Below are 26,136 nucleotides of genomic sequence, written 5' to 3'. Positions count from 1 at the left end.
ATTGATTAAAATTTTGCTTTGTGATGATCATGCTGTTGTTAGAATGGGCTTAAAGATGCTTTTAAACACTGATGAAGAGATGGAAGTGATAGGAGAAGCATCTGAAGGAGATGAAGGCATCAGGCAGGCAATGGAACTTAAGCCCGATGTGGTCGTTATGGATTTAAGCATGCCCCATGGGAAAGACGGTCTGTCAGCCACTTCAGAATTGAAAAAGTTATTGCCTGAGACAGCTATTTTAATTCTGACAATGCATGATGATGATGAATATTTGTTTAGGGCAATCCAGGCTGGAGCATCTGGCAGTATTTTGAAAAGTGCGCCTCATGATGAATTATTATCAGCGATTCGTTCAGTTGCTGGCGGAAATGCCTATCTGCATCCCTCTGCTACCAAAAGGCTGATGGAAGAATACATTGGCAATGTGAACAAAGGGGATGCGGATTTGTTTAATCTTCTTTCTGATCGGGAGAAGGAAGTGCTTGCATTGATTGCCAAAGGCTATTCCAATAAGGAAATTGCCGAAAAGCTGATTATTAGCGTCAAAACGGTTGAAACCCATAAAAGCAACTTAATGGAAAAACTGCAAATGAAAACAAGGCCAGAGCTTGTTGCCTATGCCTTAAAAAAAGGACTGTTAGGCTATGGGATTTAAAAAAGAATGGGAAACGAGCCTTTTCGAGGAACATTGTTTAAACCTTTTTCCAAAGCTTAGCAGTGATTTCATTGGACTAGCCTTGCAAAATGATGATGGGCCAGATGTATCGTGGCGCTATGCAGCAGGAAACCAAAATGAAAAATATAAACGCATTTCTGTCCGTTATGGAAAAGGAATAGCTGGTAAAGTGATTTCTACTGGCAGACCGATGACGATAATGGATTTCCCTCATCATATAACAGGAAGGGCTTTGGAATACCCGATTATGCTTGCTGAAAACCTCCGCTACGCATTTGCGGTCCCCATTCATATAAATGAAATGCCGAAAGGGGTATTCCTAATTGGAAATAGAACTGAGAAACCTGTTGCAGAAATGGACAAAGACATTATACAAAAAGCTGCACATATGTTAGAGCGGGAATTTGGAAGCTCAAATAAAAAAAGCGTTTGAGCAGGAGGTTAATATGGATGAAAATAATGAACGGATGAATGTAGTCGAAAGGCTGGAAAAATCGGTGAATGAACTGTCAGATTTGAAGTTCGCCTTAGATGCATCCTCAATCGTAGCGATCACTGACCGAAAAGGAATCATTCATTATGTAAACAATGAATTTTGCCGAATATCGAAATATTCGCAGGAGGAACTTTTAGGAAACGATCACCGAATTATTAATTCTAGCTACCATTCAAAGGAATTCTTTCGGGAGTTATGGAAAACAATCTCTTCAGGTACAGTGTGGAAGGGAGAAATAAGAAATCGGGCCAAGGACGGATGCATCTATTGGGTGGATACAACGATTGTTCCATTCCTTGATGAAAAGGGCAAACCTTATCAATACCTAGCGATTCGCCACGAAATCACACAGCGAAAAAAGGCGGAAGAAGAACTTAAGAAAATGATGTCAAAAATTATTGATGTCCAGGAAAACGAACGAAAGCATTTATCAAGGGAGCTTCACGATGGAATCGGACAAAATTTATACAGCCATTTAATCACAATTAGCAGACTTCAGTCCGAAATCAACCACCCGCTTTTGGATCAGATGCGGGATGAAACAAGTGAAATTATTGAAGAATTAAGGGACCTTTCCTGGCAGCTTCGTCCGTCAGTTCTCGATGATCTTGGTTTGATACCGGCTATTCGTTCCTACTTAGTCCGCTTTTCAGATCATTTTAACATCAAGGTTCAGTTTGCTTCGGATGTAAGCAGCAGGCTCAGCTCTGATAAAGAGATTGCCATCTATCGAGTTATTCAAGAAGGTTTAACAAACATAAGAAAATACGCAGAAACGGAAGAAGCCTCGGTTACCATCAGTGAAAAAGAAGCAGAAATCAGTGTGGTCATTGTAGATCACGGAAAAGGGTTTGATAGTCAGAAAATCACCCGTGGCGTAGGGTTGTTTAGTATGGAGGAAAGGGCAAGATCAACAAATGGAAAGCTTACAATCCATTCAGTTCTAGGCAAAGGAACGAAAGTGGCTTTATCTATTCCATTATAAACTGACTGAATTTATTAAGCTTAATATTATTGCAGACTCTTCTAGATAATTGGAGATGGATCTAAAGCAACCAACATTGCCATTTTGTTTGAGTAATTAGAATAATTATGTTAAAAAAGCAGGAGGATTACAGCCTTCCTGCTTAGCTTTGATACCTTTTTTCTTATTTTTCATGTTTTATATTTTTTATAGGATAGCATCTGCCAAAGAGAAAAAACGAGAATCATGAATGCAATAAGGTATTTTAATCTACTTAATAATTGGTAATTTTACCGTGGATACAATTTTTAATATTGTGTATACCTAATATGCTATAACTACACTTTATAAGTGTTTAACAATGCTTTAAACAAAATATTAACCCCATCTATAAGATATTTCTCTTCAAACTTCATTTTTGGGTGATGCAAACCGGGTTTTAGGTTACATCCTAATCCTAGCATAGTTGCTTTTAAATCAGGTTTTTTCACTGTGTAAAAATGGAAATCGTCTCCGCCAGGTGTAACTAACGGTATATCGAGTTTTTCTTCACCAAGCGTTTCAATAATGGATTTTCTCATAATATTGATTGCTTCATCATTTGTTACAGCAGCAACTATCCCGTCTATATTTGTTATTTTAATATCTAAATCATATAGATTACGCATAGATTGAAAAATATCATTAACTTTTATCTCTAATTTATCCATAAGTTCATTGTTTTGAGCTCTGAGGTCTAGGGAGAACAAAGCATTTCCAGGAATAATATTAGTGTTTTTACCACCAGCATGCAGTTTAGTCATTTTAACAGAGTGAGGGATTCGAGGATCTAGATGTATTTGACTTATCATATTAACAATTTGTGCAGCAATTTCAATAGAATTATGGTTAAGGTGTGGACGTGCTCCGTGTGCATCATCCCCAATTATTTCTACATTATACATTTTGGTTGCACCGTGAATAATTACTGGAGTTGCTCTGCCTGGTTTTGTTTCTTGAACTGGGCGCAAATGAATTCCATATAGATAATCTACGTTTTCAATTATATTTTTTTCTACCATTTTTAAGGCACCGGAACCCTTTTCTTCTGCCGGTTGAAAGATAAATTTTATTGCTACTCTTTTTGCTAACTCTGGGGTTTCCTTAAGCCTCCAAAGAACGCCTAATACAACAGCCATATGAGCATCATGGCCACAAGAGTGGTTAGGTTGGAAAACGCCATTAACTTCCTGCCATAAGGCATCCATGTCTGCACGAATACCTACGATGGGAAGATTATTATTAAAGTTCCCGTATTCACCAACAATCCCCGTACAATCATCGAATTCTATCACTTTACATCCACTGTTTACTAAGATTTCTTTTATGTATTTCGTAGTCTCAGTTTCTTCCCAGCTAATTTCGGGATGATTATGTAAGTGAACAAAGCTATCCATTACTTTTTGTTCAACTACTTTTAATATATTAGTCTCCGCTTTTTTTATCATATTGATTCTCCTTTATAAAGTATTTAAATGTGGGAGATATTTCTTCAACTCCATCAATTCTTCTAATAATTTCATATAACAGTGAATTAATAATTGATAAGGTGACAGGTCCTTTTCTAAATATAGATGCGTTCTCGAGACTTACTAAAATAATATGATCTGCATATTCCACTATTGGAGAAACCCTTGAGTCAGTAAAAGCAATAATTTTAATACCCTTCATTTTTGCATCCTTTGCCAATCTAATAGTATCCAGAGCATATCTATAAAACGAAAATAGAATGACACTAGATTTTTTTGGTAGGAATTCTAGTACCCGAGCATCGATTTCAGGTCGATATAAGGATGTGTTTCCTAAAATGTAATTGAGATTAAAGAATAACCAATGGGCAAAGCTATATGACTGGTAGTATCCAGATATAATAATTTTTTCGCTGTTTATTATGGTATCAACAACTTCTTGTGCGTTCTCGATATTTATTTTTTTTGCGTTCTTTGTTAAAAGCTTAATATCTTCCTTAATCTCCTCAACGATAAAATTTGAATCATTATCCTGACTAGTCCATATATCTGATGCATCACTACTTAAGGTCATTAGGCTTTTCCTTATATCATCTTGCAGTGAACTGAAACCATCATATCCAATTGAGATGCAAAATCGAATGACCATGGTTTCACTTACACCGATAATATCACCAATTTTTTTTGCTGGATGTATAGCGAATATGGTCGGATCTTGTAATAGATGGTTTGCTACTTTTTTAAGCCCCTTTGTTAATTGAGAGAATTGTTCTTCAGTCTTTTTAATATAACTTGGAATAGTATCATCACCTTTTGAAGTTTTTACATTATTTTTTATTAATTTGAATTATACACTTTACTATGAAAAGGAAACAAGTTATAATTTTCAAAAAATAATAAAAATTTTTAATTTTTAGAATAGGAGGTTGAATAAATGTTTTTCAAGAGAAGGTATTTTTATTTTTGTTTGTTATTAGTTGTTTTACTCTTGGGAGGTTGTAACTCTGACGATGCGAGTTCTTCCTCTGGTGAAGGCAATAAAGAGCCACAGTCTGGAGGGACTTTAAACATTGCATATCCTACCCAGCCACAAACACTTGATCCCCACGAAACAACGGCAGAAGCTACTCGTGATGCAGCTAAAGTGATTTATGAAGCCCTAGTAACTTTAGATGAAAACTATGAAGTAATTCCCCAACTCGCAGAATCATATGAACAAAATGATGATGGTTCGGTTATTACAATTAATTTAAGAAAAGATATTAAATTTCATAATGGTGAAACAATGGATGCTGATGATGTAATCGCATCTATGAATAAGTGGGGAACTAAAATGCCTGAATTAGGCGAGCATGAATGGATTTCTGTTGATGATAATACTGTTGAGCTACATTTATCAGAGCCTTCTTCACTTACAATGTACTTTCTTGCAGATATAAGTCGTATTGCGGCTATTATGCCTAAGGAAATAGCTAAGAGTGCTGGGGCAACCGGGGTAACAGAATATATTGGTACTGGTCCATTTAAATTTGTTGAATGGAAACAAGATGAAGTAATTAAATATGAAAAGTTCGATGAATATCAAACGGTAACTACACCAACAAGTGGATTAGGCGGTAAGAAAGAAGCGTTAGTTGATGCTATTAATTGGAACTTTGTTCCTGATTCGTCAACACGTGTAAATGGACTTATGAGTGGTCAATATGATTTTGCACATATGATTAACTATGATTCTATACCGCAACTAGAAAATTCAAATGGGGTAGTAGTTGATGTTTGGTCTTATGGAATTGAAGCGTTAATTTTTAATAAAAAGGAAGGCCTTTTTTCAGATATAAAAGCCCGTCAAGCAGTCAATTATGCTTTAGATATGGAAGAAATAATGGGTGCAGCATTTGTTAGTTCTGATTATTATGAGTTGGATTCTGCCTTATTCTTACCTAGTCAAGCAACTTGGTATAGCGAAACAGGTAAAGAAAATTACAACCAAAAAAATATCAATAAGGCAAAAGATTTATTGAAGGAAGCAGGTTACAATGGCCAAGAAATAGTAATATTGACAAGCCGTGATTATGAGCATCATTATAATGCTGCAGTTGCAACTCAACAAGAATTACAAAAGCTAGGAATGAATGTAAAGCTGGATGTATACGATTGGCCTACTTTATTAGAACGTAGAGACAATCCTTCTAATTATGATATATTCTTTACCGGATTCTCAACAACAACAACACCTAATCAATATGTTTTTTTGAATTCAGAAACTGAATGGGCAGGATGGACAAATAGCCCAGAGTTGGATCAATTGTTAGAGAAAATAAAGAATGCAGATGAAAATGAAATAGAGAAGTTAAATAACGAATTACATCAAGAGTTGTGGGAGTATTTACCGGTTATTAATTTAGGGAAAAACTCTCGAGTATCGGGATATGCAGAAAAATTGAATGGCTTTACCAACTTTTTAGGCCCGAATTTTTGGAATGTAACTAAAAACTAATAGAATCTATTTAATTTACCCCTATAAAAGTTATAGGGGTAAAGGGAAGGGGGCTCAAATGTGAAGGCATACATCATTAAAAGGGTACTATCGATGATTCCCGTACTATTTTTAGTGGCTATTTTTGTGTTTTTCCTAATTCATTTTATTCCGGGAGATCCAGCCTCAGTAATGTTGGGACCGGATGCTACCCCGGAGGAAATTGATAATCTCCGCAGTGAGCTAGGACTAAACCTTCCTATCTATCAACAATTTTTCCAATGGACAGCAAATATTCTACAAGGTAATTTGGGTACTTCATTATATATGAATATGCCAGTATTAGAAGCTTTTATAAGTCATATTGGTCCTACCTTATCATTAGCTTTATTAGCACAAGGTGTATCTGTTCTTATAGCAATTCCTATTGGAGTTTTAGCTGCTAGGAAAAGAGGCACTAGTGTTGATAGTACTTTTATGTTGATAGCAATGTTAGGTATGTCGATACCAAGCTTTCTACTGGCACTAATATTAATGCTTGTGTTTGGAGTGAAACTTCAAATATTACCTGTAGCTGGTTATGAATCTTTAAGTAGCGGTATACTGAACCATTTAAAGTATTTAATCTTACCTGCCTTATCATTAGGAGCTATTCAAGCTGCGGTAATTACAAGAATGACAAGGACATCAATGATAGATATTCTATCCACAAATTATATTAAAACTGCAAGAGCAAAGGGATTAAGAGAGAGAGTTGTAATCTATAAACATGCATTTAGGAATGCCTTTATTCCGATATTAACCATCCTGGGGGAAACATTTGGTTCCTTAATTACTGGTGCTGTTGTTACTGAGACTGTTTTTAATTTGCCTGGAATTGGCCAGTTAGTAATGAATGCTATTACTAGAAGAGATTATGCAGTCATTCAAGGCACAATATTAATTATTGCATTAACCTATTTAACATTAAATCTATTGATAGATTTATTATATGGAGTTGTTGATCCAAGGGTTAGGCTAAATCGGAAATAGGTGGGATTAGAATGGAACTGAAGACGACAGCAATCGATAATGTTAATATTTCTAAATTAAAGAATAAAACAAAGTTGGAAAGAAGAAGACTGCTAGTTAAGCGGTTTTTATTTAATAAATCAGTATTGATAGGAACAATTATTTTACTATTTTTAACTCTTTTTGCACTCTTTGCACCATTAATTACTCCGCACTCACCTCTAGCAATGGAGAATGCAAATAGATTGCAACCTCCAAGTTCAGAGCACTGGTTTGGTACAGATAATTTTGGTAGAGATTTATTTAGCAGGGTTGCTAATGGAGCACAAGTTTCTCTAACAGTAGGCTTATCCGTAGCAGTTATTACTGCAATCGTAGGCTTGATTATCGGATTATACGCTTCATACTACTCTTTATTAGATCATATCTTAATGAGAGTTTGTGATGCGCTAATGGCATTTCCAGATATTTTGCTTGCTGTAGCAATTATGGCCGTTCTTGGTCCGCAGCCAGTTAATGTTGTTATAGCTGTGACTCTAGCGAAAATACCAGTAGTTGCAAGGGTTGTTCGTTCTTCTTCGTTAGTGGTTAAAGAACAAACGTATATAGAGGCTTTAAAGTCTCAAGGTGCAAGTTCGTGGAGAATCATCTGGAAACATATACTACCAAATATTTTGTCGCCTTTAATTGTTCAGGTAACGTATATCTTTGCTATCGCAATAATTTTAGAAGCATCTTTAAGTTTTCTTGGAGCTGGAATACCTGCACCTAATCCAAGTTGGGGAAATATTTTACTGGATGGAAAAATAGTAATTTTTAATGCGTCTTGGATGACGATTTTCCCAGGAATGTTTATTGTATTTGCTGTATTAGGATTGAACCTCTTTGGTGATGGGCTACGTGATTTATTAGATCCTCACTCAAATAAATCGATAAAGTGATATATCCCAAATGTTTTGAGGTAGATAAAAGGAATAATGAAACTTAATAATTTGTGAGAATATCAAGCAATTGGGGTGAATGGATAATGGGAAATCAATACTTATTAGAAGTGAATGAATTGAAAACGGTCTTTTCTTCTGAAAGTGGCCCCGTAACTGCAGTGGATGGTGTAACATTTAATGTTAAACATGGAGAGGTTTTAGGATTAGTCGGTGAATCTGGATGTGGGAAAAGTGTTACTGCAGAATCCATCATGAGACTATTAAATGAAAAGCATACAAAATATGACGGGGAAATTAATTTTAATGGACGAAATCTCTTGTCACTAACTAATGAGGAAATGTTGGGAATAAGGGGAAATAAAATATCGATGATTTTTCAGGATGCTATGACATCACTTAATCCTGTGTATACTATAGGAGATCAAATTGCTGAAACTATTATGATTCACCAGAAAATGAAGAAAAAAGAAGCGTATAACAAGGCAATAGATATGCTTAAACTTACCGGAATTCCCTCACCTGAAAAGAGAATTCATGAATATCCCCATGAAATATCAGGTGGAATGCGGCAAAGGGTAATGATAGCTATGGCACTTTCTTGTAAACCAAGTTTATTAATAGCTGATGAGCCGACTACTGCATTAGATGTCACTATTCAAGCACAAATATTAGATGTAATTAATGAACTAAAAGAAGAATTAAACATGGGTGTAATAATGATTACACATGATCTGGGGGTCGTAGCAGAGGTATGTACACGTGTAGTTGTTATGTATTTGGGTCAAGTAATAGAAGAAGCAGATGTGGATACGCTTTTTTCAAGTCCTCTGCACCCTTATACAAAAGGATTATTAAAATCAATTCCAAAAATTGATGGAGATAGAAATAAAAAGCTACATACAATTAATGGCGTTGTTCCATCTTTAAATAATATTCCAAATGGATGTAGATTTGCCCCAAGATGTACCTATGCAACAGAAGAATGTCTTAATGAAGCACCCCTTCTTCAAGTGATTAAAGATAATCAAAAGGTAAGATGTTGGAATTATCGACAATTACTAAAAGAGGAGGTTCAGAATAATGCAACCACAATTATCTAAAGGAAAAGAAGAATTACATACAACTCCTCTATTAGAAGTGAATCAATTACAAAAATACTTTCCAATTCAATCACCCTTTGGTAGAACAAAGGGATATGTAAAGGCAGTTGAGAATATAGAATTTAATCTTTATCAGAAAAAGACACTGGGCATAGTAGGTGAATCTGGTTGTGGTAAATCAACTACAGGTAGAACAATGTTACGTCTAACTGAACCTACAAATGGAACAGCAATGTATAAAGGAAAAGACATTTTTAAGCTAAAAGGTAAGGAATTAAAAAGTATAAGAAGAGAAATGCAAATGGTTTTTCAAGATCCACATTCCTCCTTAAATCCAAAGAAAAGGATAGGCGCTATCATTGAAGAACCTATGGAAATACATCGTATTGGTTCTAAATCTGAAAGAATGGATCGCGCAATGGATTTACTAAAGAAAACGGGAATAAGAGAAGATCAATATTTTAGGTTTCCGCATGAATTCTCGGGTGGTCAACGGCAGAGGATTGGAATTGCAAGAGCATTAGCAGTAAATCCATCCATTATTGTTCTTGATGAACCAGTGTCTGCATTAGATGTTTCTATACAGTCTCAAGTTATAAATTTGCTTGAAGAAATACAAGATGAATTCAATTTAGCTTACTTATTTATATCACATGACTTAAGCGTAGTACGTCATATAGCAGATGAAATTGGTGTAATGTACTTAGGAAATATGGTGGAGATAACTACAACGGATGAGTTATTTACTAATACTCTACATCCATATACAAAGGCGTTGTTATCAGCAATTCCTATTCCAGATAGAAGTATAAAAAAAGAGAGAATAATTATTAAGGGAGATATACCTTCGCCTATATCCCCCCCATCTGGATGTGTGTTTCATACTCGTTGTCCATATGCAATTGAGGAATGCCAAAGTGTTAAACCAGAATTAAAGGAAAAAAATACTGGACATCAAGTAGCATGTCATCTTTATCACTAGTAAAAATATTATAAGTGGGAGTTGGTAAAAGTGAAAATTCAAAAAATTAAATTAAGAAGAATGCAATTAGAGTTAAAAGACCCCTTTCAAACCAGTTTCGGTACTCAAACTGAACGGGAGTTTATTCTAGTGGAGGTTTATGGAGATCATCATGTTGGATATGGAGAATGTGTAGTTACATCCAAACCATTATATAATGAAGAAACAGTAAAAACTGCTTGGCATATTATGGAGGATTTTTTAATCCCTATTTTATACGATCATAATGAGATACATCATCCAGACAAAGTTAGAGAACTTTTTAAGCCTATCCGAAGAAATAACATGGCAAAGGCAGCATTGGAAGGCGCAATATGGGACCTATATGCTAAAGAAAAAAACATCACTTTATCAAGAGCCCTCGGAGGAAATAAAGATGTTATTGAGGTTGGAATTAGTATTGGTATTCAAGAAACAACAGATGAACTAATAAGCGTGGTCGGAAAATATGTAAATAAAGGGTATAAGAGAATTAAAATAAAAATTAAACCCGGACAAGATGTATCTACTCTAAGGAAAGTTAGAGAGGTTTTTCCACATATTAGGATGATGGCTGATGCAAATTCTGCATACACACTTGATGATGTAGAAGTATTTAAGGAGTTAGATAAACTAAACTTAATGATGATAGAGCAACCTCTTTCGCATGATGACATTGTTGATCATGCAAAGCTACAATCAGTAATTAACACACCGATATGTTTAGACGAGAGTATTCACTCTTTAGACGATGCAAGAAAAGCTATTGAACTTGGCAGTTGTAAAATCATAAATATAAAGATTGGTAGAGTCGGTGGATTAACCGAATCTAAGAAGATACATGATTATTGTGAAATTCATGGTATACCAGTTTGGTGTGGAGGAATGCTTGAATCAGGTGTAGGGAGAGCACATAATATAGCTATTACAAGTTTATCAAATTTCATATTACCAGGGGATACAGCCAGTTCATCAAGATATTGGTATGAAGATATTATTTCTCCAGAAGTCATAGTAGAAAAAGGATTAATAAAAATACCACATTTACCAGGGATAGGATATTCTCCTCAAGAAAGTCTATTAGATAAATATACACTGGAGAGAAAGGAACTGTTTAGGGATCAATATGTAGTATAGAAATATGCGAAAAAAATTTAACTCTGACATGTTTGAACGGCAGCTCTGATAGAGTTTAATATACCTTCATCCTCAACATCTAACAGTGTCAATTGGCCACTTTCTAATTCTAATCTATATTCACTCTAATGTTCTGTACATAAAACAATATGTACACCTTGTTTGAATAGATGTGAAGCCTTTGATTTTTTAGTACTCTCATTAATATGACAATGAAGCCGGAGGACTTAATACACTGAATTTATACAGTTCAAGCGGCAAGTAATCTATATCTAATACTTGCTCTTCATTTAAATTGGATATGAACGGATTCAGTTGATAAGGCAGTAATGGATTTATGTGAATTTCTTATTAGTGATCATGACGCATTGGTCAATGAGTGTGTTTTTTGAGATTGGTTTGGATATTGTTATTTAAGTTAGACTTTCAATAGTCAAAAAAAAGAAGATATGAAGAGTTTGTCAAAATACTCATATCTTCTTTACCTTTTTGATGATTTACTTAATTAGCGTCATTTTAAGCATTGGCACTTCCCAAAACCCCATTCGTAGCAGCCATGGCTATGATGACACAGCCCCACATATGCTTGTATGCTGTAACCATATCTTTACAGGTGAACGTAATTCTTGTAGGGCTTAGCATGGTTACGCTCGGAATAGTAGATGTCATATGTGCTTGCTGCGGACCTTTAAATTCTATTTCGTAAGTGATAGGTCCGGAAAGCTTTAATGGCTTCATCGTGTTTGCTAATTTGAGAGAAGAGGCTACTTTTTCTTCAATTTCATTTCGGACAACTTCTGGATGAATCAGTTCGGCGGCTAGTCGGTCTTTTGCGTATTTTACAACGACAGATTCGACATCGGGTAAGGTTTCTTTCACTTCTTCTATGTATTGGTCATCACCGCTGATGAATAAAGCTGGGACATTCATGCTTCCTGCTACGAAGGCATTCATTTCTGTTTCTCCAATTATCCGGTTATTGATTTTCATTTCTTTTACACAGATGCCTGCTAATGTATGGCTTATTACAGCATTCGTGGCACTTTCACGTCCGTGATGGCCGATGAAAATAATGCCGTCAAATGTTTCATCGAGCCCCTCTAGCTGGCACATCACCCGGTTATTTCCTGATACTAATCGTGCGCGCTGATCCAATTCTTCGATAATAATATTGGACATGTTTCCGTGACCGTCAGCAACGACGACTTCATTTGCACCACCTTTAAAAGCCCCTCGAATCGCGGCATTCACTTCAGCGGTCATTAATTTGCGAAAACGCTGGTATTCTCCGTTGTTTACAAGCTGCTGGATGGTTGCTACGCCTGAAATTCCTTCAATATCTGCAGAGATAAATATTTTCATAAGTAAGGACTTCCTTTCGATGTAATAGAAACACTTGGATCTAAGTTGATCCAAGTGCATGTAATTTTAACAAATAAGGGATGCCAAATCTCTTGGATAATAAGTAAGCATTTCGATGCCGTTTTCTGTTACTAGCACTGTATCGGAGTGTCTGAACCCGCCTAATCCTTGTACGTAAATGCCAGGCTCGACAGTTACGACCATTCCCGGTTTGATTTCCGTATGGTCTCCTAAATCGAAAAATGGGGCTTCATGTCCTAGCAAACCAATATTATGTCCGGTGTGATGCCGCGTTAGCTCTGTGAGGCCATTTTCTTTAAAATATTTTTGCACCTCTTCCTCAACTGCGGAGTAAGGGATGCCAGGCTTAATAGCAGAGAAGGCAACTTCTTGCGCTTCATACATATGATTAAAATATCTCTCTTGTTCTTTCGTATATTCATCAACAAACATGACTCTCTCAAGTTCACTCGTGTAGCCAAACACACTTGCTGCGGCACCAGTTACGAGCGTATCTCCTTTTGATAATATGATGTTTTGTGTTACGGCGTGGGGGAATGCAGATTCTGGTCCTATTTGTCCTCTGAAAATAGCAAAAGCAGTGCTTCCGTGTGGCTTGTAATCTTGTCCTAAAGTTTCAATCATTGCCATAGTGGCTTCCATTGATGCTTTACTGGTAATTTCGATTTCGCTTAAACCAGCCTTTGTATACTTTTGTAATAGTCGGTGGGCAAGATTCCCCCAGCGGCAGGACTCCTTAATCAATTCAATTTCATTATCAGATTTAACAAATCGCATTTCTTCAATCATTCCTTTTAAAGAAACGAATGCTTTCACATTGATTAGCTGGTCGATGGAAGATCCACGATAGCCCATAGAAGAACCGTATCCAATCGAATCATAGCCAACGGTTTTATTTTCAAATTGGTATTCTAGTAATAACTCTTTTAATGATTCCATTGGGTGAGTCGTTCCAGGATATTCTTTGTATGAATGAACAAAGTCTATTACACTGTATTCCTCCGCGTGTTCACGTTCTAATTCTGGCAAAAATAAGTGGAACTTATGCTGAGGGTCTACAAACAGTCCAATTGGTCTTTCTGTTGGATGGAAGTGAAAGCCTGTTAAATAAAAGATATCTGTCACAGCAAATAAAACAGCAGATTCACATTTGTTTTCGTTTAAACTTTCAATAAATCTTTCTTGCCTTTGTTGAAATTCATTTTTAGGAATGGCTAATAGCATGGGGTATTTCCTCCTCAATTTTGTTATATAAATGGCAGCTAACTGAATGGGAATTTCCATGTTCCGATGTCTTTGGTGCTTGCGTCTTGCATATGTCCAAAGCAGCTGGGCATCTGGGATGAAAGGTACAGCCGGAAGGTGGGTTTGCTGGGCTCGGGACATCGCCTTTTAATATGATTCTTTCCTTTTTCTCTTTTGGATGAGTAATTGGGACTGCGGATAACAACGCCTTTGTGTAAGGATGCTTCGGATTAGTAAATAAATCTTCAGTTTTAGCTATTTCTACGATTTTGCCTAAATACATGACGGCTACTCGATCAGTCATATGCTGGATGACGCTTAAATCATGTGAGATAAATAGATAAGTTAATTCAAATTCTTTTTGTAATTCAAGCATAAGGTTAATGACTTGTGATTGAACTGAAACATCGAGTGCAGAAACAGGCTCATCTGCGATAATAAAATCCGGCTGAAGAATGACTGCCCGGGCAATGCCTATTCTTTGTCTTTGCCCGCCGGAGAATTCATGCGGATAGCGGTCTAAATGATATTCAGATAAGCCCACAATCTCAAGCATCGATTTTACCTTTTTTAGTCGTGTGTCATGATCGAATTTTTTATGGACTCTAAGCGGTTCTGTGAGAATTTCTCTAACCGTTTTCTTCGGGTTTAAAGATGCATAGGGGTCCTGGAAAACCATCTGCATTCGATTTCTTAATGTTCTCATTTTTTTATAAGGGAGAGCAGCAATATCATTTCCATCAAAAATAATCCTTCCACCAGTTGGTTCAGTTAATTTAAGTATCGTTCTTCCAGTAGTTGACTTTCCACACCCTGATTCGCCAACTAGAGCAAAAGTTTCCCCCTTGGTGATCGTAAAGCTGATATCATCAACGGCCTTAACAATTATTTTTTCCTTGAAAAGTCCTTGCGGGATATCATAATATTTTTTTAAGTTGTTAACGGATAGCAGTACCTTTTGTTTCATCATGATTCACCTCCTTATAAGAGGTATCTTGCAGCCAGCACTTACTTAAATGGTTTTGATGTGTAAAAGAAGGTGGCGTTTCCTTTACACAGCGTTCTAGAACATGTGGACATCTGTTGGCAAAAGCACATCCGCCAGTAATTTCTGAAGGTCTCGGGACCTGCCCTTTAATTGAAAACAGCTTGCTTTTCCGGTCATTGTTAGATGGTAATGACTGCATCAGCCCTTTTGTATATGGATGCTTAGGTGAATCAAATAAATCATTTACTTCAGCCTCTTCAACGACTTCACCTGCATACATCACAACTACACGGTTGCACATTTCTGCTACAACGCCTAAATCATGAGTGATGAGCATTAAACTCATATCACTCTCAGCTTTTAGCTTCTTTAGCAAGTCTAATATTTGTGCTTGGATTGTTACATCAAGTGCAGTAGTTGGCTCATCAGCAATCATTAACTGCGGCTTGCAAAGCAGTGCGAGTGAAATCATGACCCTTTGCCTCATACCGCCAGAAAGCTGATGTGGATATTCATCAATCAACTGCTCAGCTCTAGGAAGACCCACCTGTTGCAGCATAGAAATGATCTCTTTTCTTGCTTGAGATTTTGACATGTTTTTATGTCTTCTTAATGGTTCCTTTAATTGCTCTCCAATTGTAAAAACTGGATTTAATGAAGTCATTGGCTCTTGAAAAATCATAGAGATATCATTGCCGCGAAGCTTGCGAAATTGTTTATCAGTCAATTTTGAAAGGTCCTGATTGTTAAATAAAATGTTTCCAGAAGCAATTTCGCTCGTTTTATCAGGGAGAAGCCCCATAATGGCAAGTGATGTAACGCTTTTTCCGCATCCTGACTCCCCGACAATGCCAAGTGTTTCACCCTTGTTAATGTGAAAGCTGACCCCTCTGATCGGTTGAACCTTTTCTTTTCCATTTTTAAATTGCACGCGGAGGTCATTTATTTCTAGTATTTTTTCTGACATGGACTATTCCCCCTTCAATTCTGGATCAAGTGTATCTCGAAGCCAGTCGCCAAAAAGGTTTACACCTAGTGCGGCAATAATAATTGCAATCCCAGGGAATGTAATGAGCCACCATGAACTAAAGATATAATCTTTTCCTTCATTCAGCATATTTCCCCAAGCTGGCTCAGGGGGCTGAACGCCAAAGCCAAGAAAACTAACAGACGCTTCAGCAATAATAAATGTACCGATTTGAAGTGATGCCAGAATAATTAGCGGCGTAAATAGATTAGGAAGGATATGTCTAAATAAGATTTCAAAACGCGATACGCCAGTTGCTACACAAGCTGTAATAAATTCTTTTTCACGAAGGGCAAGCACTTCGCTCCTTATCATCCGGGCAAAGATTACCCAGCCGCCAATCGCCAAAGAGATAATAATATTTCTTAGGCCAGCCCCGATGATAGCATTAATGACAAGAACTAATAAAATGAATGGGAAGCTTAATTGCACGTCAACAATTCTCATTAAAACAACATCAACCCATCCTCTAAAATAACCGGATATGATGCCGACAACCGTACCGAAAATGCCAGCTATGACAACCGTTAAAACGCCGATAATGACTGATACTCTCGCACCAACAATAATTCTGGAAAGAATATCTCTTCCTAATTGATCAGTTCCAAGCAGATGGCCGTCTGTCATTGGTGGAAGAAGCTTCTTGCTAAAGTCTGCATAAAGTGGATCGTATGGTGTAATCCAAGGACCAAATATACTAATAAATAATAGGCCTAGAATAATGATGAATCCCAGAGTGCCAGTCCAGCTTCTAAAAAGATTGGCAAAGAAGCGATAGATGCTAGATTCTTTTTTGCTTTTTATCTTTGCAGCAGGTTCGTTGTGAAATGCTTTTTCTAAATTTGCTGACACAGAAAATCACCTACTTCACTCTAATTTGCGGGTTTACATATGCATATAAGATATCCGCAATGAAATTAATGATGGCATAGATTAAGGCAATGATAAAAACGGCTGCTAATACAATTGGAAAGTCTCTATTCATCAGTGACTGCATAAGCAATCTGCCGATGCCGGGCCAGGCAAAAACAACTTCCGTAATGACTGCTCCGCCAAGCAAAGTGCCGAGATCAAGTGCAATTAATGTAATGATTGGAATTAATGAGTTTTTTAATGCGAATCTAGCAACCAATGGAAAAGTAGGAACACCTGACGCTTTTGCCGTTCTGATATAGTCCTTGCGCAGAATATCCAGCATCGATGAACGAGTGAAGCGGGTGAATCTTGCGATACTATAGGTTGCGAGAGTAATAGTTGGCAGTATTAAATGAACCAATGTTCCGCCCCCGCCAGTAGGCAAGAGCTTTAATTGTGCTGCAAAAAAGAAAATCAGGATTAAACCTAGCCAAAAGTTTGGTACTGCTTGCCCTAAGACTGTTAGCCCGACTCCGATGCGATCAAAGAAGGAATTTCTTTTATATGCAGATAAGACGCCTAATGGAATAGCGATAACAAGTGATAAAATTAATGCTGCAATCGCCAGCTGAAAGGTTGCAGGCAGCCGATCGATTACAAGCTGAAGTGCATCTTCTTGGCTTCTAAGTGATTCCCCAAAGTCACCTTGCACAGCGTTCACCATAAAGTCTGCATATTGATCTTGAAGGGGGCGGTTAAATCCTAAAAGCTCTCTATATTCTTCAATTTGTTCTCTAGGTGCATCTGGCGGCAAGAATAATGCTGTAGGGTCACCAGATAAACGAATGAGAAAGAAAACGGCTGTTAATGCTAAAAAGACGACTAAGATTACTTGTAAAAGTCTTTTTATAATAAAATCAAGCATGCCTAGCTCCCCTTTAGGTCCAGTAATTTAGATGAAAAGGGAGAGAAAATCCCCTCCCTTTTTCGGCTATTATTCCCAGGACATTTCGTATGCCTGGATTTTTTCATCAACACGCGGAGTGAACTTCAAATCTTTGCGAACAGCATATAAATCAGACTGCTGCCAAAGTGGAACCCAGGCCGCTTTTTCTACTAATTTATGCTGAAGGTCACTAAAGCCGTCAAATCTTTCTTGTTCATCGAATAATTGGTTTACTCTATAGATTTCCTTTTCTAATTCTTCATCATAAAAACCGCTGTACGGTGCGACTTTGGTAAATAGATTTTCAACTGTTGACTGTGCATCAAAGGCTGGTCCCCAACCTAAAATGAACATGTCTTTCATCTCTCGATTGCGGATTTTTTCAAGATGATTGCCCCATTCATTTGTCTGGACGTTTACTGTAATGCCTATTCTTTGCAGTTGTGAAGCAATGGCTTGAGCGATTTGAGTATCCATCGGATAACGGCCATTTGGTGTATCTAATGTGAGTGTTAACGATTCCGGTTCATGACCAGCTTCTTTTAAAAGTGCTTTCGCTTTTTCTACATCGTAGCCATATTCGGCAGTTTCAGTGTAATCATTATTGATTTGAGAAAGCGGACCAGTCATTTTTGTGCCATGGCCATTTAGTACACCATTTAATAGCTCGTCAACATCAACAGCATAATTGATTGCTTGCCGTACTTTTTCGTCTTGAAGTGGACCTTCATAGAAGTTATTAAGTGCTAAATAGTTAATACGAGCAGAAGCAACTTCGGCCACTTTAGAATGGTCATCATTTGTAATGCTATCAACAGAATCAACGGGAATGTTTTTAAATAAATCCACTTCTCCGCTAAGGAATGCAGATAATCTTGCGCTAAATTCAGGAATGTATCGGAATTCTAATGATTTAATTGCAGGCTTGCCTTTCCAGTACTCATCAAAGGCTTCTAACTTTAAGTAGTTGTCTCTAGACCACTCGACAAATTTATATGCACCTGTTCCAACAGGCTTTTTAGCTGCTTCGTCAAGCCCAACTTCCTCTACATAGCCTGGCTCAATGACTAATAAATCTTCAGCAATTCTTTGAATTAAACTAGGGAAGGGTTTAGAAGTAATGATTTCTATCTCAGTTGGAGAAATCACCTTCACCTCTTTAACGTCTACCCAGCGTGATCTGTAAAATGATTGATTCGCTTCATCTAAAATAAAGTCAATGCTATATTTGGCAGCTTCGGCATTGAAGTCAGCTCCGTTATGGAACTTGATACCTTCCTTTAATTGAATCTTCCATGTATGTTCATCGACATTTTCCCAGCTTTCAGCCAGAACGGGGACGAAATCTCCAGTTTTTCCGTCGCGGTCAATTAGAGGGTCATATATATTTCTAATTTGCGCGTCAGTCACATAGTTCACATCGATATTTGCCATCAGTGTGGCTGCATCTGCTTCATATGCAACGACTAAACTGTCTTTTTTAGGTGAAGTTGGATCATTCCCATCTACACTAGACTCGCTGGAGTCCCCTGCTGTTCCAGATGTACAAGCAGAGAGGAGGAGCACTAAACTAAACGCTAACAGCATAAACATGTTCTTTTTCATCTTTCAAAACCCCCTATTAAATATATTTATATAAGTGAAACTTCCACCAGCGGGGACTTAAATCCTCACTGGTGGTTAGTTAGACCACTCGGCGTTTACGGCCGGTTATCGGCAATTATCCTTTATGATTCCCTTGGTAGACTTGAAGAGGATGTCTTACTGCTCGTTAATGCGGGATAAAATTTTTTGAATACTCTCCATGGAATCAATTAAAATATCAATTTGCTCCTCCGGAATGCCTTCAATCATTGTTTCAACATTTCCGCTTGCTCTATTAGCGAGTGAGTTTAGTGTGGAAATCCCTAATTCAGTTAAATGAAGATGCTGAACTCTTCTATCTTCCTTAGAGATTTCTTTTGTAATTAAACCTTCTTTTTCAAAATGCTTAATTATTCTACTCATATAACTTTTATCGATACTAAAATAATTTGACAGAAAGGCCGCTGTACAATTCTCCCGGCTATTAATCTCAAATAAGATTAATGCCTCTGTTGCGGAATAAGGACTTTTATCGGTATATAAATTAAACAAGCCCATTACTCTTGTGTAAAACCTATTGAATTTTTTAATTTCTTGGATATTTTTATCTGACATATCTGAAAATTACCTCTTTTTATAAAATTAAATAAATTTTATGATTAATAGTTGATTTTGTCAACTATATTTTAAGTAATTATTTTTGTTAATAAATGTAATAGTTATCGTGGAATAAAAAAGAGGAAGGAAACCAAAATTCCGTGAGAAGCTGCAAAAAGTTGGATCAAATTGCTATTTTATTAAGCCAGCATGATTATTTAAATTATTGGAGGGTATTTAAAAATTATTGCATCAATTGTCTTTTACAGAAAGGAAATTGAAAGGTTATGAAAAAGATCATTATTCCATTCGTGATTATTATCATTATTGCTGTTTCTGTCTTTTATTGGGTAAATGGAAGTGCGAAAAGCACTGAAGTACCTGCAGATAAGCATGCGGAAAAGCAAATCATAGAAACGATCACACCTAAAAAAGGAAATGAAATCTCGCTGAAGGAATATCTGCGCTATAAAGTATTAACTAGCGATGAGGCGAATGTGGCATTAATAGGCAGCAGTGTAGCTCGAGGGAAAGGAGCAAGCCTGCCTATGTTTTCATGGTTTAATCAATTAGAGAGGCAAATTAAGGAAGAGAATATGTCCATAGCAAATGAGTTACACTTTTCAAACTTTGCTAAAAGTGGTTATACCTTAAATATGTTGGTAGAGGATGGCCAAGTAGATGAATTGGTTAGCGAGCGTCCGGATTTAGTAATAATAGAGACGTCTGTTGTAAATAGTTATGCAAAGAATGTTAGTATGGATGATACGATTGCTGCCATCAATACGGTCGTTTCGAAAATAAATAAGGAATCACCAGATTCGATGGTCATATTTATCTCCCCTAATCCATGTTCTGTAATGCAACAAGGTGAAGTTGAGAATGCTTTAGGTCTAACTTATGAAGATTATCGGGAGGAAACTAAATCATATATTGAATCTAAAGATTGGGAGTTTGTGGATGTTTACAAAGGAATGGAAGAGAAAATACAAGGTCGCGGCCTCGAACTAAACGAGACCTTGTATGATGGCGTTCATCCGAATGATTTGGGCTATCGACTATGGTTTGAAGTTATGAATGAATATTTTAATAAAAAACAAGATCTATCGTCTAATAAACAATAGAATCCATCTGAAAAACCTTGTATGAACGCATACAAGGTTTTTTTACTCTAGCTTATCCTTAATCAATCTAAGATAATATAAACAAACAAAAAAGAACGGAGCGATTCATTTGATAAGCAATCAACTAACGTTAATGGAAGCCTACATGATTGAAACTTTAAGAAATAATGGCCTGTCCAATCAAGAAATTCTAACTAAAGCAAAAGCTGGCGAAACGGAATCCTGGTCAAAAATAAATGAACACTTCGATTTTCAACAGCTTGCTGTACTTGCTAATGAAGACGAGCAGAGGTTTCAATCGATTCTTCAAAAGGGCTATCAAATTAAATTTCTTACATACCCTGGTCTGCAAAGAATTTTGAGCATGAAATTTAAATTAGAGAAAGAGCGCGACTATACATTAACTGGCAATGGATTATCGGGGCTGAAGCTGAATAATGCACAATTGCATGAGGTTGAAAAAATATTGTCGCCTAACTGGAAGGTGCAGAAGGATAGTGATGGGACAAAGATTGAGATTGTATAGAAATCTTGCTCTAAAGAAAAAGGCAATCAAACGTTTGATTGCTTTTTCTTTTTTGCGTAAAACAATCATTTGAAAAAAATATTGTTTAGTACCTTGCAATGAACAGTAGTAGATGTTATATTATGGATATCTAAGGTTTATTGATTAGTACTATACATTATATAGTAGTGGGCGGGAGGCGTTCAAACATGAACGTACAGTTTAAAAAAGGTGTGCTGGAGCTTTGTGTTCTTGTGCTTTTGGATAAACAGGACCGATATGGATATGAATTGGTTCAAAAGATTTCTGACCAGATTCAAATCTCAGAAGGGTCTGTTTATCCGCTGTTAAGAAGGCTTACGAAAGAAGAGTATTTCACAACGTATTTACAGGAGTCCACGGAAGGGCCGCCAAGGAAGTATTACCAATTGACGGCTAAAGGCAAAAGCTATTTGCAGGAGCTGCTGGAGGAGTGGAACCAGTTTTCTGCAGGTGTAAATAATTTAATTAAAGAAGGTGTTCATCGTGAGTAAGGAGGCATTTCTATCTGCGCTTGAAGCTGAATTAAAAGGGCTGAGCAAGGCAGAGAAAACCGAGCTTTTGCAGGATTATCGAGACCATTTTTTGTTTGGCAATGAAGAGGGAAAAACAGATGAAGAAATCATTGCTTCGTTAGGCTCTCCCCAAGTCATTGCAAAGGAAATCAACGCGAATTATCATATTGGAATCGTGGAGGACAAAGCGAATGCAGGTAATGTTTTTCGGGCAACTTGGGCGGTTATAGGTCTTGGATTTTTTAACTTGGTCATTGTTCTTGCTCCATTTATTGCTTTAGTAGCGCTAGTTTTTTCCGGATGGATTACTAGTATTGCCTTTATAGGTTCACCTTTATTATTTGCAATCGATGCTGCCGTATTTTCTGGTTTTCGTGCTTTTGAGTTTTTTGCATCCTTATTACTATGCGGCATCGGGCTCTTTATTTTCGCTTTTATGAAATGGGTAACGAAGGTGGTTTTGCAAGGTTTTATTCGCTATTTATCATTTAATGTTTCCTTAGTGAAGGGAGGTTTAAAAAATGAATAAACGTTTTGTTATCATTGCTTCTTTGTTGATTGTCGTGGGATTAGCAGGGGTTCTGTTTACGTTTAATAAAAAAATGAGTGCAGATACCGTAAGCAAAAATGCAGAAGTGACGGATGAGTTTAATAATATCAATGTCATTTCTGATAATGCTCAAATAAAAGTGCTGCCAACAAAAGAAAAGACAGCTAAAATTAATGTTGATGGCGTTGTAGAAAACGAAGAGATGTTTTCTTTTACATCCGATGTAAGGAATGACACGCTTGAAATAGAATTGAAAGAAGATAGATTTAAGCTGTTTACTTTTGATTTTTTAACGAGAGAGATAAACTTAACTATTTCTATGCCAGAAAGGCAATATGAACAAATAAATATTGACAATAACAATGGGAAAATAGAAATTCAAGATATGGAGATAAAGGGAATCAATGTCGAGACGGATAACGGATACATCCACTTAAATGAAACGAAGGGAGATCTGATTACGGCCAAAACAAGCAACGGCAAACTGCTTTTGGAGAATGTACAGGGTGAGCTGAAAGCGCAAACCGCCAACGGTGCAATCGATGTCAAGGTACCGACAATCGTTTTCCCAAACGATTTAAAAACTTTAAATGGGAAAATACGTATTGAGACAAGAAATCAGGTCAAAAATGCAACCTTTATAGCCAATACAGATAATGGGTCAATAAATATTTTCGGTAAAAACGAGGGCAATCAGGTAATTGGAGATGGAGAAACGATGATTCGCCTGAAAACAAGCAACGGAAGCATTGAAGTAGGCAATTGAAAAAAGGATGACCGTGTAAATGGTCATCCTTTTTTTTGTGATTGTTATTCCTGGCTTCCTACCATTTCTTTAGATTTAACCCCTTGTTCCTCTAAATATTTAACTGTAGCTGTTCCTAAAACATTTGCAGCGACCAATAATCCTTTCTCATCAATATCAAATTTTGGGTGATGATGAGGATAAGTTTTTTCGCGATCAGCGATTTCTGCACCGGTCATAAAGAAGGTGCCTGGTACTTTTTCGAGATAATATGCAAAATCCTCGCCACCCATTTGCGGTGGCAGTTCAACTGTATTTTTCACTCCGGGAACTTGCGGAGAGAGACTAGCAATGAATTCTGTTTCAGCCGGATGATTGACTGTTGCCGGATAGCCTCTCACATATTCATAAGTGAATTCTGCATCCGCAGCAAGGCATGTTCCTTCGACAATTCTTCTAATTTCACGATCCATTTTGTTTCTGATTTCTTCCTTGAATGTTCTAACTGTACCAGATAATTGGACTGAATCAGCAATGACATTAAAGGCATTTTTGGCATCAAATTCACCGATTGAGCAAACGGCTGTTTCAAGCGGATCAACTCTTCGGCTGACAATTTGCTGGAGGTTAACGATTAGCTGGGAGGCGATGACAATGCTGTCATTGCTCAAATGAGGCTGTGCGCCATGTCCGCCTGTTCCTTGGACTTTAATATGAAATCTGTCGGCAGCAGCAAGCAATGGACCGGAGCGGTAGCCGATTTCGCCAACAGGGCTTGTTGCCCAAATATGCGTGCCGAAAATAACATCGACGCCATCAAGGCAGCCGTCCTCAACCATTGCGATGGCGCCGCCTGGCATATATTCCTCCGCATGCTGATGAATAAAGACAATCGTTCCTGCGATTTCATCTTGCAGCTGGTTTAAAGCTTTTGCTAGTACGAGCAGTGTAGCTGTATGGGCATCATGGCCACAAGCGTGCATAACGCCAGGATTTTTAGATTTGTAAGGGACATCATTTTGCTCTTGGATTGGAAGGGCGTCAAAGTCAGCTCTTAAAGCTACCGTTTTCCCTGGCTTGCCGCCACGGAGAGTAGCGACTACACCTCTGCCGCCGACACCTGTCCGCACCTCATGTCCAAGTTTTTCGTGATATTCTGCTATAAATTTAGGTGTTGTCACTTCTTGGAAGGATAGCTCCGGGTATTGGTGCAAATGTCTGCGGATTTCTACCATTTCAGGGTAATTGTCTTTTAGTAAAGAATAAAGTTTTTCTAGCATCATGTATCTCTCCTCAGTTTATAAAGAATTTATTAAAGTGGAATCTTTGATGTTTGCTTAATATAAGCTTGCAATGCTTCTTTTAACGTCTCTATTTCTTCCAATGTATTGTATGGCGTCAGACCAACTCTAATCCAGCCGCCATATGGCCTGACGCTAAGAATATCAGCTAGATTGGCAGCGTAGAAATCTCCATCTGCTACACAAAGGTTATAATATTGTGCGAGCCATTTTGTCACTTCTCTTGAGTCGTGATTCTTTATAGTGAAGGAAAATGTAGAAGTTTTTTGTCCTGATGTCGGCCGATATAGGCGGAAATCGGGCTGGGACAGCAGGAAAGACTCAAGGTCGGCAGAAAGCAGCTTTTCATATTCATCGATCCGCTCCATCCCGGAAAGGATTTGCTCTCTGCTGTTTTTGCCTTGTCCGAGCTCTCGAATAAATTGAATGGCTCCTAAAATTCCAGCAATGCCTTCATGATTTTGTGTTCCGGTTTCCAGCTTGTAAGGGATTGAACCGGGTGCAGGCTGAAGCTTATGAAACGTAAGCTTTTCAAATAAAGCTGCTTTTATTGCGGCAATGCCGACATGAGGTCCAAAGAATTTATAGGCAGAGCAAAGAAGAATATCACAGCCTAGTTGATGCATATCCATTTTTAAGTGTGGCACAGCATGGACGGCATCAATCACAACGAGTGCTCCATGTTCTTTCGCCTTTTCAATCACAGCTTTCACATCTGTTACAGTACCGGTTACATTAGAGGACATGCCAACAGCAACAAGCCTGGTTTTTGAAGTTATCAGTTCATCTAAGCTTGCTAAATCTAATGTAAGAGTTTCCTGATTTAAGCGAATAAATTTAATGACCGCTCCTTGTTGCTTTGCAATTGAAAGCCAAGGATCTACATTCGCATGATGATCGAGCTCTGTAACGACAATTTCATCACCTTCATTTATGTAGTTCACAAGGGCTCTGGAAATAGAAAAAGCCATGGTTGTCATATTGGCTCCAAAAGCAACTTCATTATCGTTGCACCCTAATAAATCAGCCGCTGCTTGTCGCGCTTCTGCCAGTAAATTATCAGTATCAATACTTGACTGAAATGTTCCATGAAGGTTGGCTACTCCATTTCTAAGATAGTGATACATGTTTTCAATCGCATAATCGGCCATTTGGGTTCCGCCTGGTGCGTCAAAATAAATGATTGGCTTTCCGTCATCTTTTCTATTAAGAGCAGGGAAGTGATGTCTCACTTCTTCTATAGGAAAATGGTGATTCAAATGATCAGCTCCTTAGCAATGGATTTGTTGCATCAAGCTTATATGTAGACTCATTCTATGCTCAATTACTATATTCCTGTTTTATACACTAAACTTTTTAAAAACTCAGTTAAATAAAAAGGGTCATTGTATGGAGTGAATCCCATTCAATGACCCTTTTC

Annotated in this window: 26 protein-coding genes and 1 pseudogene; 14 read left to right on the top strand and 13 right to left on the bottom strand. The window is 37.3% G+C overall.

Features of this window, described 5'->3' with window-relative positions; translation table 11 throughout:
• Position 1 precedes the first annotated feature (1 nt).
• From CWS20_RS13820 to CWS20_RS13810, 3 genes are read left to right on the top strand one after another with little or no spacing between them, the layout of a single operon-like run.
• Entirely contained in the window at positions 2-655 is a 654-nt protein-coding gene (locus tag CWS20_RS13820; protein ID WP_066189530.1) for a response regulator transcription factor, read from the top strand.
• Positions 645-1,109, top strand: a complete 465-nt coding sequence (locus CWS20_RS13815) for a GAF domain-containing protein (RefSeq protein ID WP_066189536.1) — start codon at positions 645-647, stop codon at positions 1,107-1,109. Before CWS20_RS13820 ends, CWS20_RS13815 begins: the two co-directional genes overlap by 11 nt.
• A gap of 13 nt (positions 1,110-1,122) precedes the next feature.
• Positions 1,123-2,157, top strand: a complete 1,035-nt coding sequence (locus tag CWS20_RS13810) for a PAS domain-containing sensor histidine kinase (RefSeq protein ID WP_101226327.1) — start codon at positions 1,123-1,125, stop codon at positions 2,155-2,157.
• Between the two features lie 317 nt (positions 2,158-2,474).
• On the opposite strand, the gene CWS20_RS13805 is transcribed toward CWS20_RS13810, so the two are convergent.
• From CWS20_RS13805 to CWS20_RS28690, 3 genes and pseudogenes are all read right to left on the bottom strand, one after another.
• Positions 2,475-3,623, bottom strand: coding sequence for a M20 peptidase aminoacylase family protein (locus tag CWS20_RS13805; RefSeq protein WP_066189538.1), 1,149 nt, complete (start codon positions 3,621-3,623; stop codon positions 2,475-2,477).
• Entirely contained in the window at positions 3,601-4,218 is a 618-nt protein-coding gene (locus CWS20_RS13800; RefSeq protein WP_241504184.1) for a MurR/RpiR family transcriptional regulator, read from the bottom strand. The genes CWS20_RS13805 and CWS20_RS13800 overlap by 23 nt, the downstream gene beginning before the upstream one ends.
• An 18-nt stretch (positions 4,219-4,236) precedes the next feature.
• Positions 4,237-4,431: pseudogene (locus CWS20_RS28690) on the bottom strand (MurR/RpiR family transcriptional regulator); the annotation flags it as partial.
• Between the two features lie 147 nt (positions 4,432-4,578).
• Here CWS20_RS28690 and CWS20_RS13795 point away from each other — a divergent pair.
• The 6 genes from CWS20_RS13795 to menC all read left to right on the top strand — a co-directional run bounded on the left by CWS20_RS13795 (position 4,579) and on the right by menC (position 11,312).
• Positions 4,579-6,141 (top strand): ABC transporter substrate-binding protein, encoded by a 1,563-nt coding sequence (locus CWS20_RS13795; protein WP_066189543.1) that lies wholly within the window; start codon positions 4,579-4,581, stop codon positions 6,139-6,141.
• Between the two features lie 60 nt (positions 6,142-6,201).
• The gene (locus CWS20_RS13790) at positions 6,202-7,152 is read left to right on the top strand and encodes an ABC transporter permease (RefSeq protein WP_066189545.1); all 951 of its coding nucleotides are present in this window, start codon (positions 6,202-6,204) and stop codon (positions 7,150-7,152) included.
• Positions 7,153-7,163: 11 nt separating this feature from the next.
• Entirely contained in the window at positions 7,164-8,072 is a 909-nt protein-coding gene (locus CWS20_RS13785) for an ABC transporter permease (protein ID WP_066189548.1), read from the top strand.
• Positions 8,073-8,158: 86 nt separating this feature from the next.
• Entirely contained in the window at positions 8,159-9,175 is a 1,017-nt protein-coding gene (locus tag CWS20_RS13780) for an ABC transporter ATP-binding protein (RefSeq protein ID WP_066189551.1), read from the top strand.
• On the top strand, positions 9,156-10,157 hold the full coding sequence (locus CWS20_RS13775) for an ABC transporter ATP-binding protein (RefSeq protein ID WP_066189555.1): 1,002 nt from the start codon (positions 9,156-9,158) through the stop codon (positions 10,155-10,157). Before CWS20_RS13780 ends, CWS20_RS13775 begins: the two co-directional genes overlap by 20 nt.
• A 30-nt stretch (positions 10,158-10,187) precedes the next feature.
• Positions 10,188-11,312, top strand: a complete 1,125-nt coding sequence (gene menC / locus CWS20_RS13770; protein ID WP_066189558.1) for an o-succinylbenzoate synthase — start codon at positions 10,188-10,190, stop codon at positions 11,310-11,312.
• 516 nt (positions 11,313-11,828) lie between these two features.
• Here menC and CWS20_RS13765 read toward each other — a convergent pair.
• From CWS20_RS13765 to CWS20_RS13730, 8 genes are all read right to left on the bottom strand, one after another.
• Entirely contained in the window at positions 11,829-12,674 is an 846-nt protein-coding gene (locus tag CWS20_RS13765; RefSeq protein WP_066189560.1) for a M55 family metallopeptidase, read from the bottom strand.
• A 66-nt stretch (positions 12,675-12,740) separates the two neighbouring features.
• Positions 12,741-13,919 carry a M24 family metallopeptidase gene (locus CWS20_RS13760; protein WP_066189563.1) on the bottom strand — a complete coding sequence of 393 codons (1,179 nt, stop codon included), beginning with the start codon at positions 13,917-13,919 and terminating at the stop codon, positions 12,741-12,743.
• Positions 13,900-14,910, bottom strand: coding sequence for an ABC transporter ATP-binding protein (locus tag CWS20_RS13755; RefSeq protein WP_066189566.1), 1,011 nt, complete (start codon positions 14,908-14,910; stop codon positions 13,900-13,902). The genes CWS20_RS13760 and CWS20_RS13755 overlap by 20 nt, the downstream gene beginning before the upstream one ends.
• The gene (locus CWS20_RS13750) at positions 14,879-15,895 is read right to left on the bottom strand and encodes an ABC transporter ATP-binding protein (protein WP_083957127.1); all 1,017 of its coding nucleotides are present in this window, start codon (positions 15,893-15,895) and stop codon (positions 14,879-14,881) included. Before CWS20_RS13750 ends, CWS20_RS13755 begins: the two co-directional genes overlap by 32 nt.
• 3 nt (positions 15,896-15,898) lie before the next feature.
• Complete coding sequence (locus CWS20_RS13745) at positions 15,899-16,807, bottom strand: ABC transporter permease (RefSeq protein ID WP_066189571.1); 909 nt, start codon at positions 16,805-16,807, stop codon at positions 15,899-15,901.
• Between the two features lie 10 nt (positions 16,808-16,817).
• Positions 16,818-17,735, bottom strand: a complete 918-nt coding sequence (locus CWS20_RS13740; RefSeq protein ID WP_066189573.1) for an ABC transporter permease — start codon at positions 17,733-17,735, stop codon at positions 16,818-16,820.
• A gap of 69 nt (positions 17,736-17,804) precedes the next feature.
• Complete coding sequence (locus CWS20_RS13735; RefSeq protein WP_066189575.1) at positions 17,805-19,361, bottom strand: ABC transporter substrate-binding protein; 1,557 nt, start codon at positions 19,359-19,361, stop codon at positions 17,805-17,807.
• Positions 19,362-19,517: 156 nt separating this feature from the next.
• Positions 19,518-19,955, bottom strand: a complete 438-nt coding sequence (locus CWS20_RS13730; protein ID WP_066189581.1) for a MarR family winged helix-turn-helix transcriptional regulator — start codon at positions 19,953-19,955, stop codon at positions 19,518-19,520.
• 269 nt (positions 19,956-20,224) lie between these two features.
• Between CWS20_RS13730 and CWS20_RS13725 the strand changes: the two genes are divergently transcribed.
• From CWS20_RS13725 to CWS20_RS13705, 5 genes are all read left to right on the top strand, one after another.
• Positions 20,225-21,061 carry an SGNH/GDSL hydrolase family protein gene (locus tag CWS20_RS13725; protein ID WP_066189583.1) on the top strand — a complete coding sequence of 279 codons (837 nt, stop codon included), beginning with the start codon at positions 20,225-20,227 and terminating at the stop codon, positions 21,059-21,061.
• A gap of 109 nt (positions 21,062-21,170) precedes the next feature.
• The gene (locus CWS20_RS13720; protein WP_101226326.1) at positions 21,171-21,587 is read left to right on the top strand and encodes a hypothetical protein; all 417 of its coding nucleotides are present in this window, start codon (positions 21,171-21,173) and stop codon (positions 21,585-21,587) included.
• A gap of 188 nt (positions 21,588-21,775) precedes the next feature.
• Complete coding sequence (locus CWS20_RS13715) at positions 21,776-22,099, top strand: PadR family transcriptional regulator (protein WP_066189588.1); 324 nt, start codon at positions 21,776-21,778, stop codon at positions 22,097-22,099.
• On the top strand, positions 22,092-22,649 hold the full coding sequence (locus CWS20_RS13710; protein WP_066189591.1) for a DUF1700 domain-containing protein: 558 nt from the start codon (positions 22,092-22,094) through the stop codon (positions 22,647-22,649). Before CWS20_RS13715 ends, CWS20_RS13710 begins: the two co-directional genes overlap by 8 nt.
• Positions 22,642-23,436 (top strand): DUF4097 family beta strand repeat-containing protein, encoded by a 795-nt coding sequence (locus tag CWS20_RS13705; RefSeq protein WP_066189592.1) that lies wholly within the window; start codon positions 22,642-22,644, stop codon positions 23,434-23,436. The genes CWS20_RS13710 and CWS20_RS13705 overlap by 8 nt, the downstream gene beginning before the upstream one ends.
• Positions 23,437-23,480: 44 nt before the next feature.
• Here CWS20_RS13705 and CWS20_RS13700 read toward each other — a convergent pair whose 3' ends face one another.
• On the bottom strand, positions 23,481-24,695 hold the full coding sequence (locus CWS20_RS13700) for a M20 metallopeptidase family protein (RefSeq protein WP_066189594.1): 1,215 nt from the start codon (positions 24,693-24,695) through the stop codon (positions 23,481-23,483).
• A gap of 32 nt (positions 24,696-24,727) precedes the next feature.
• On the bottom strand, positions 24,728-25,975 hold the full coding sequence (locus CWS20_RS13695) for a cysteine desulfurase-like protein (protein WP_066189597.1): 1,248 nt from the start codon (positions 25,973-25,975) through the stop codon (positions 24,728-24,730).
• Between the last annotated feature and the right edge of the window lie 161 nt (positions 25,976-26,136).

Source organism: Cytobacillus horneckiae, from assembly GCF_002835735.1.
Taxonomy (GTDB): domain Bacteria; phylum Bacillota; class Bacilli; order Bacillales; family Cytobacillaceae; genus Cytobacillus; species Cytobacillus horneckiae.
The sequence above is the reverse complement of the archived record's forward strand: the minus strand, read 5'-3'. Positions and strand labels throughout refer to the sequence as shown.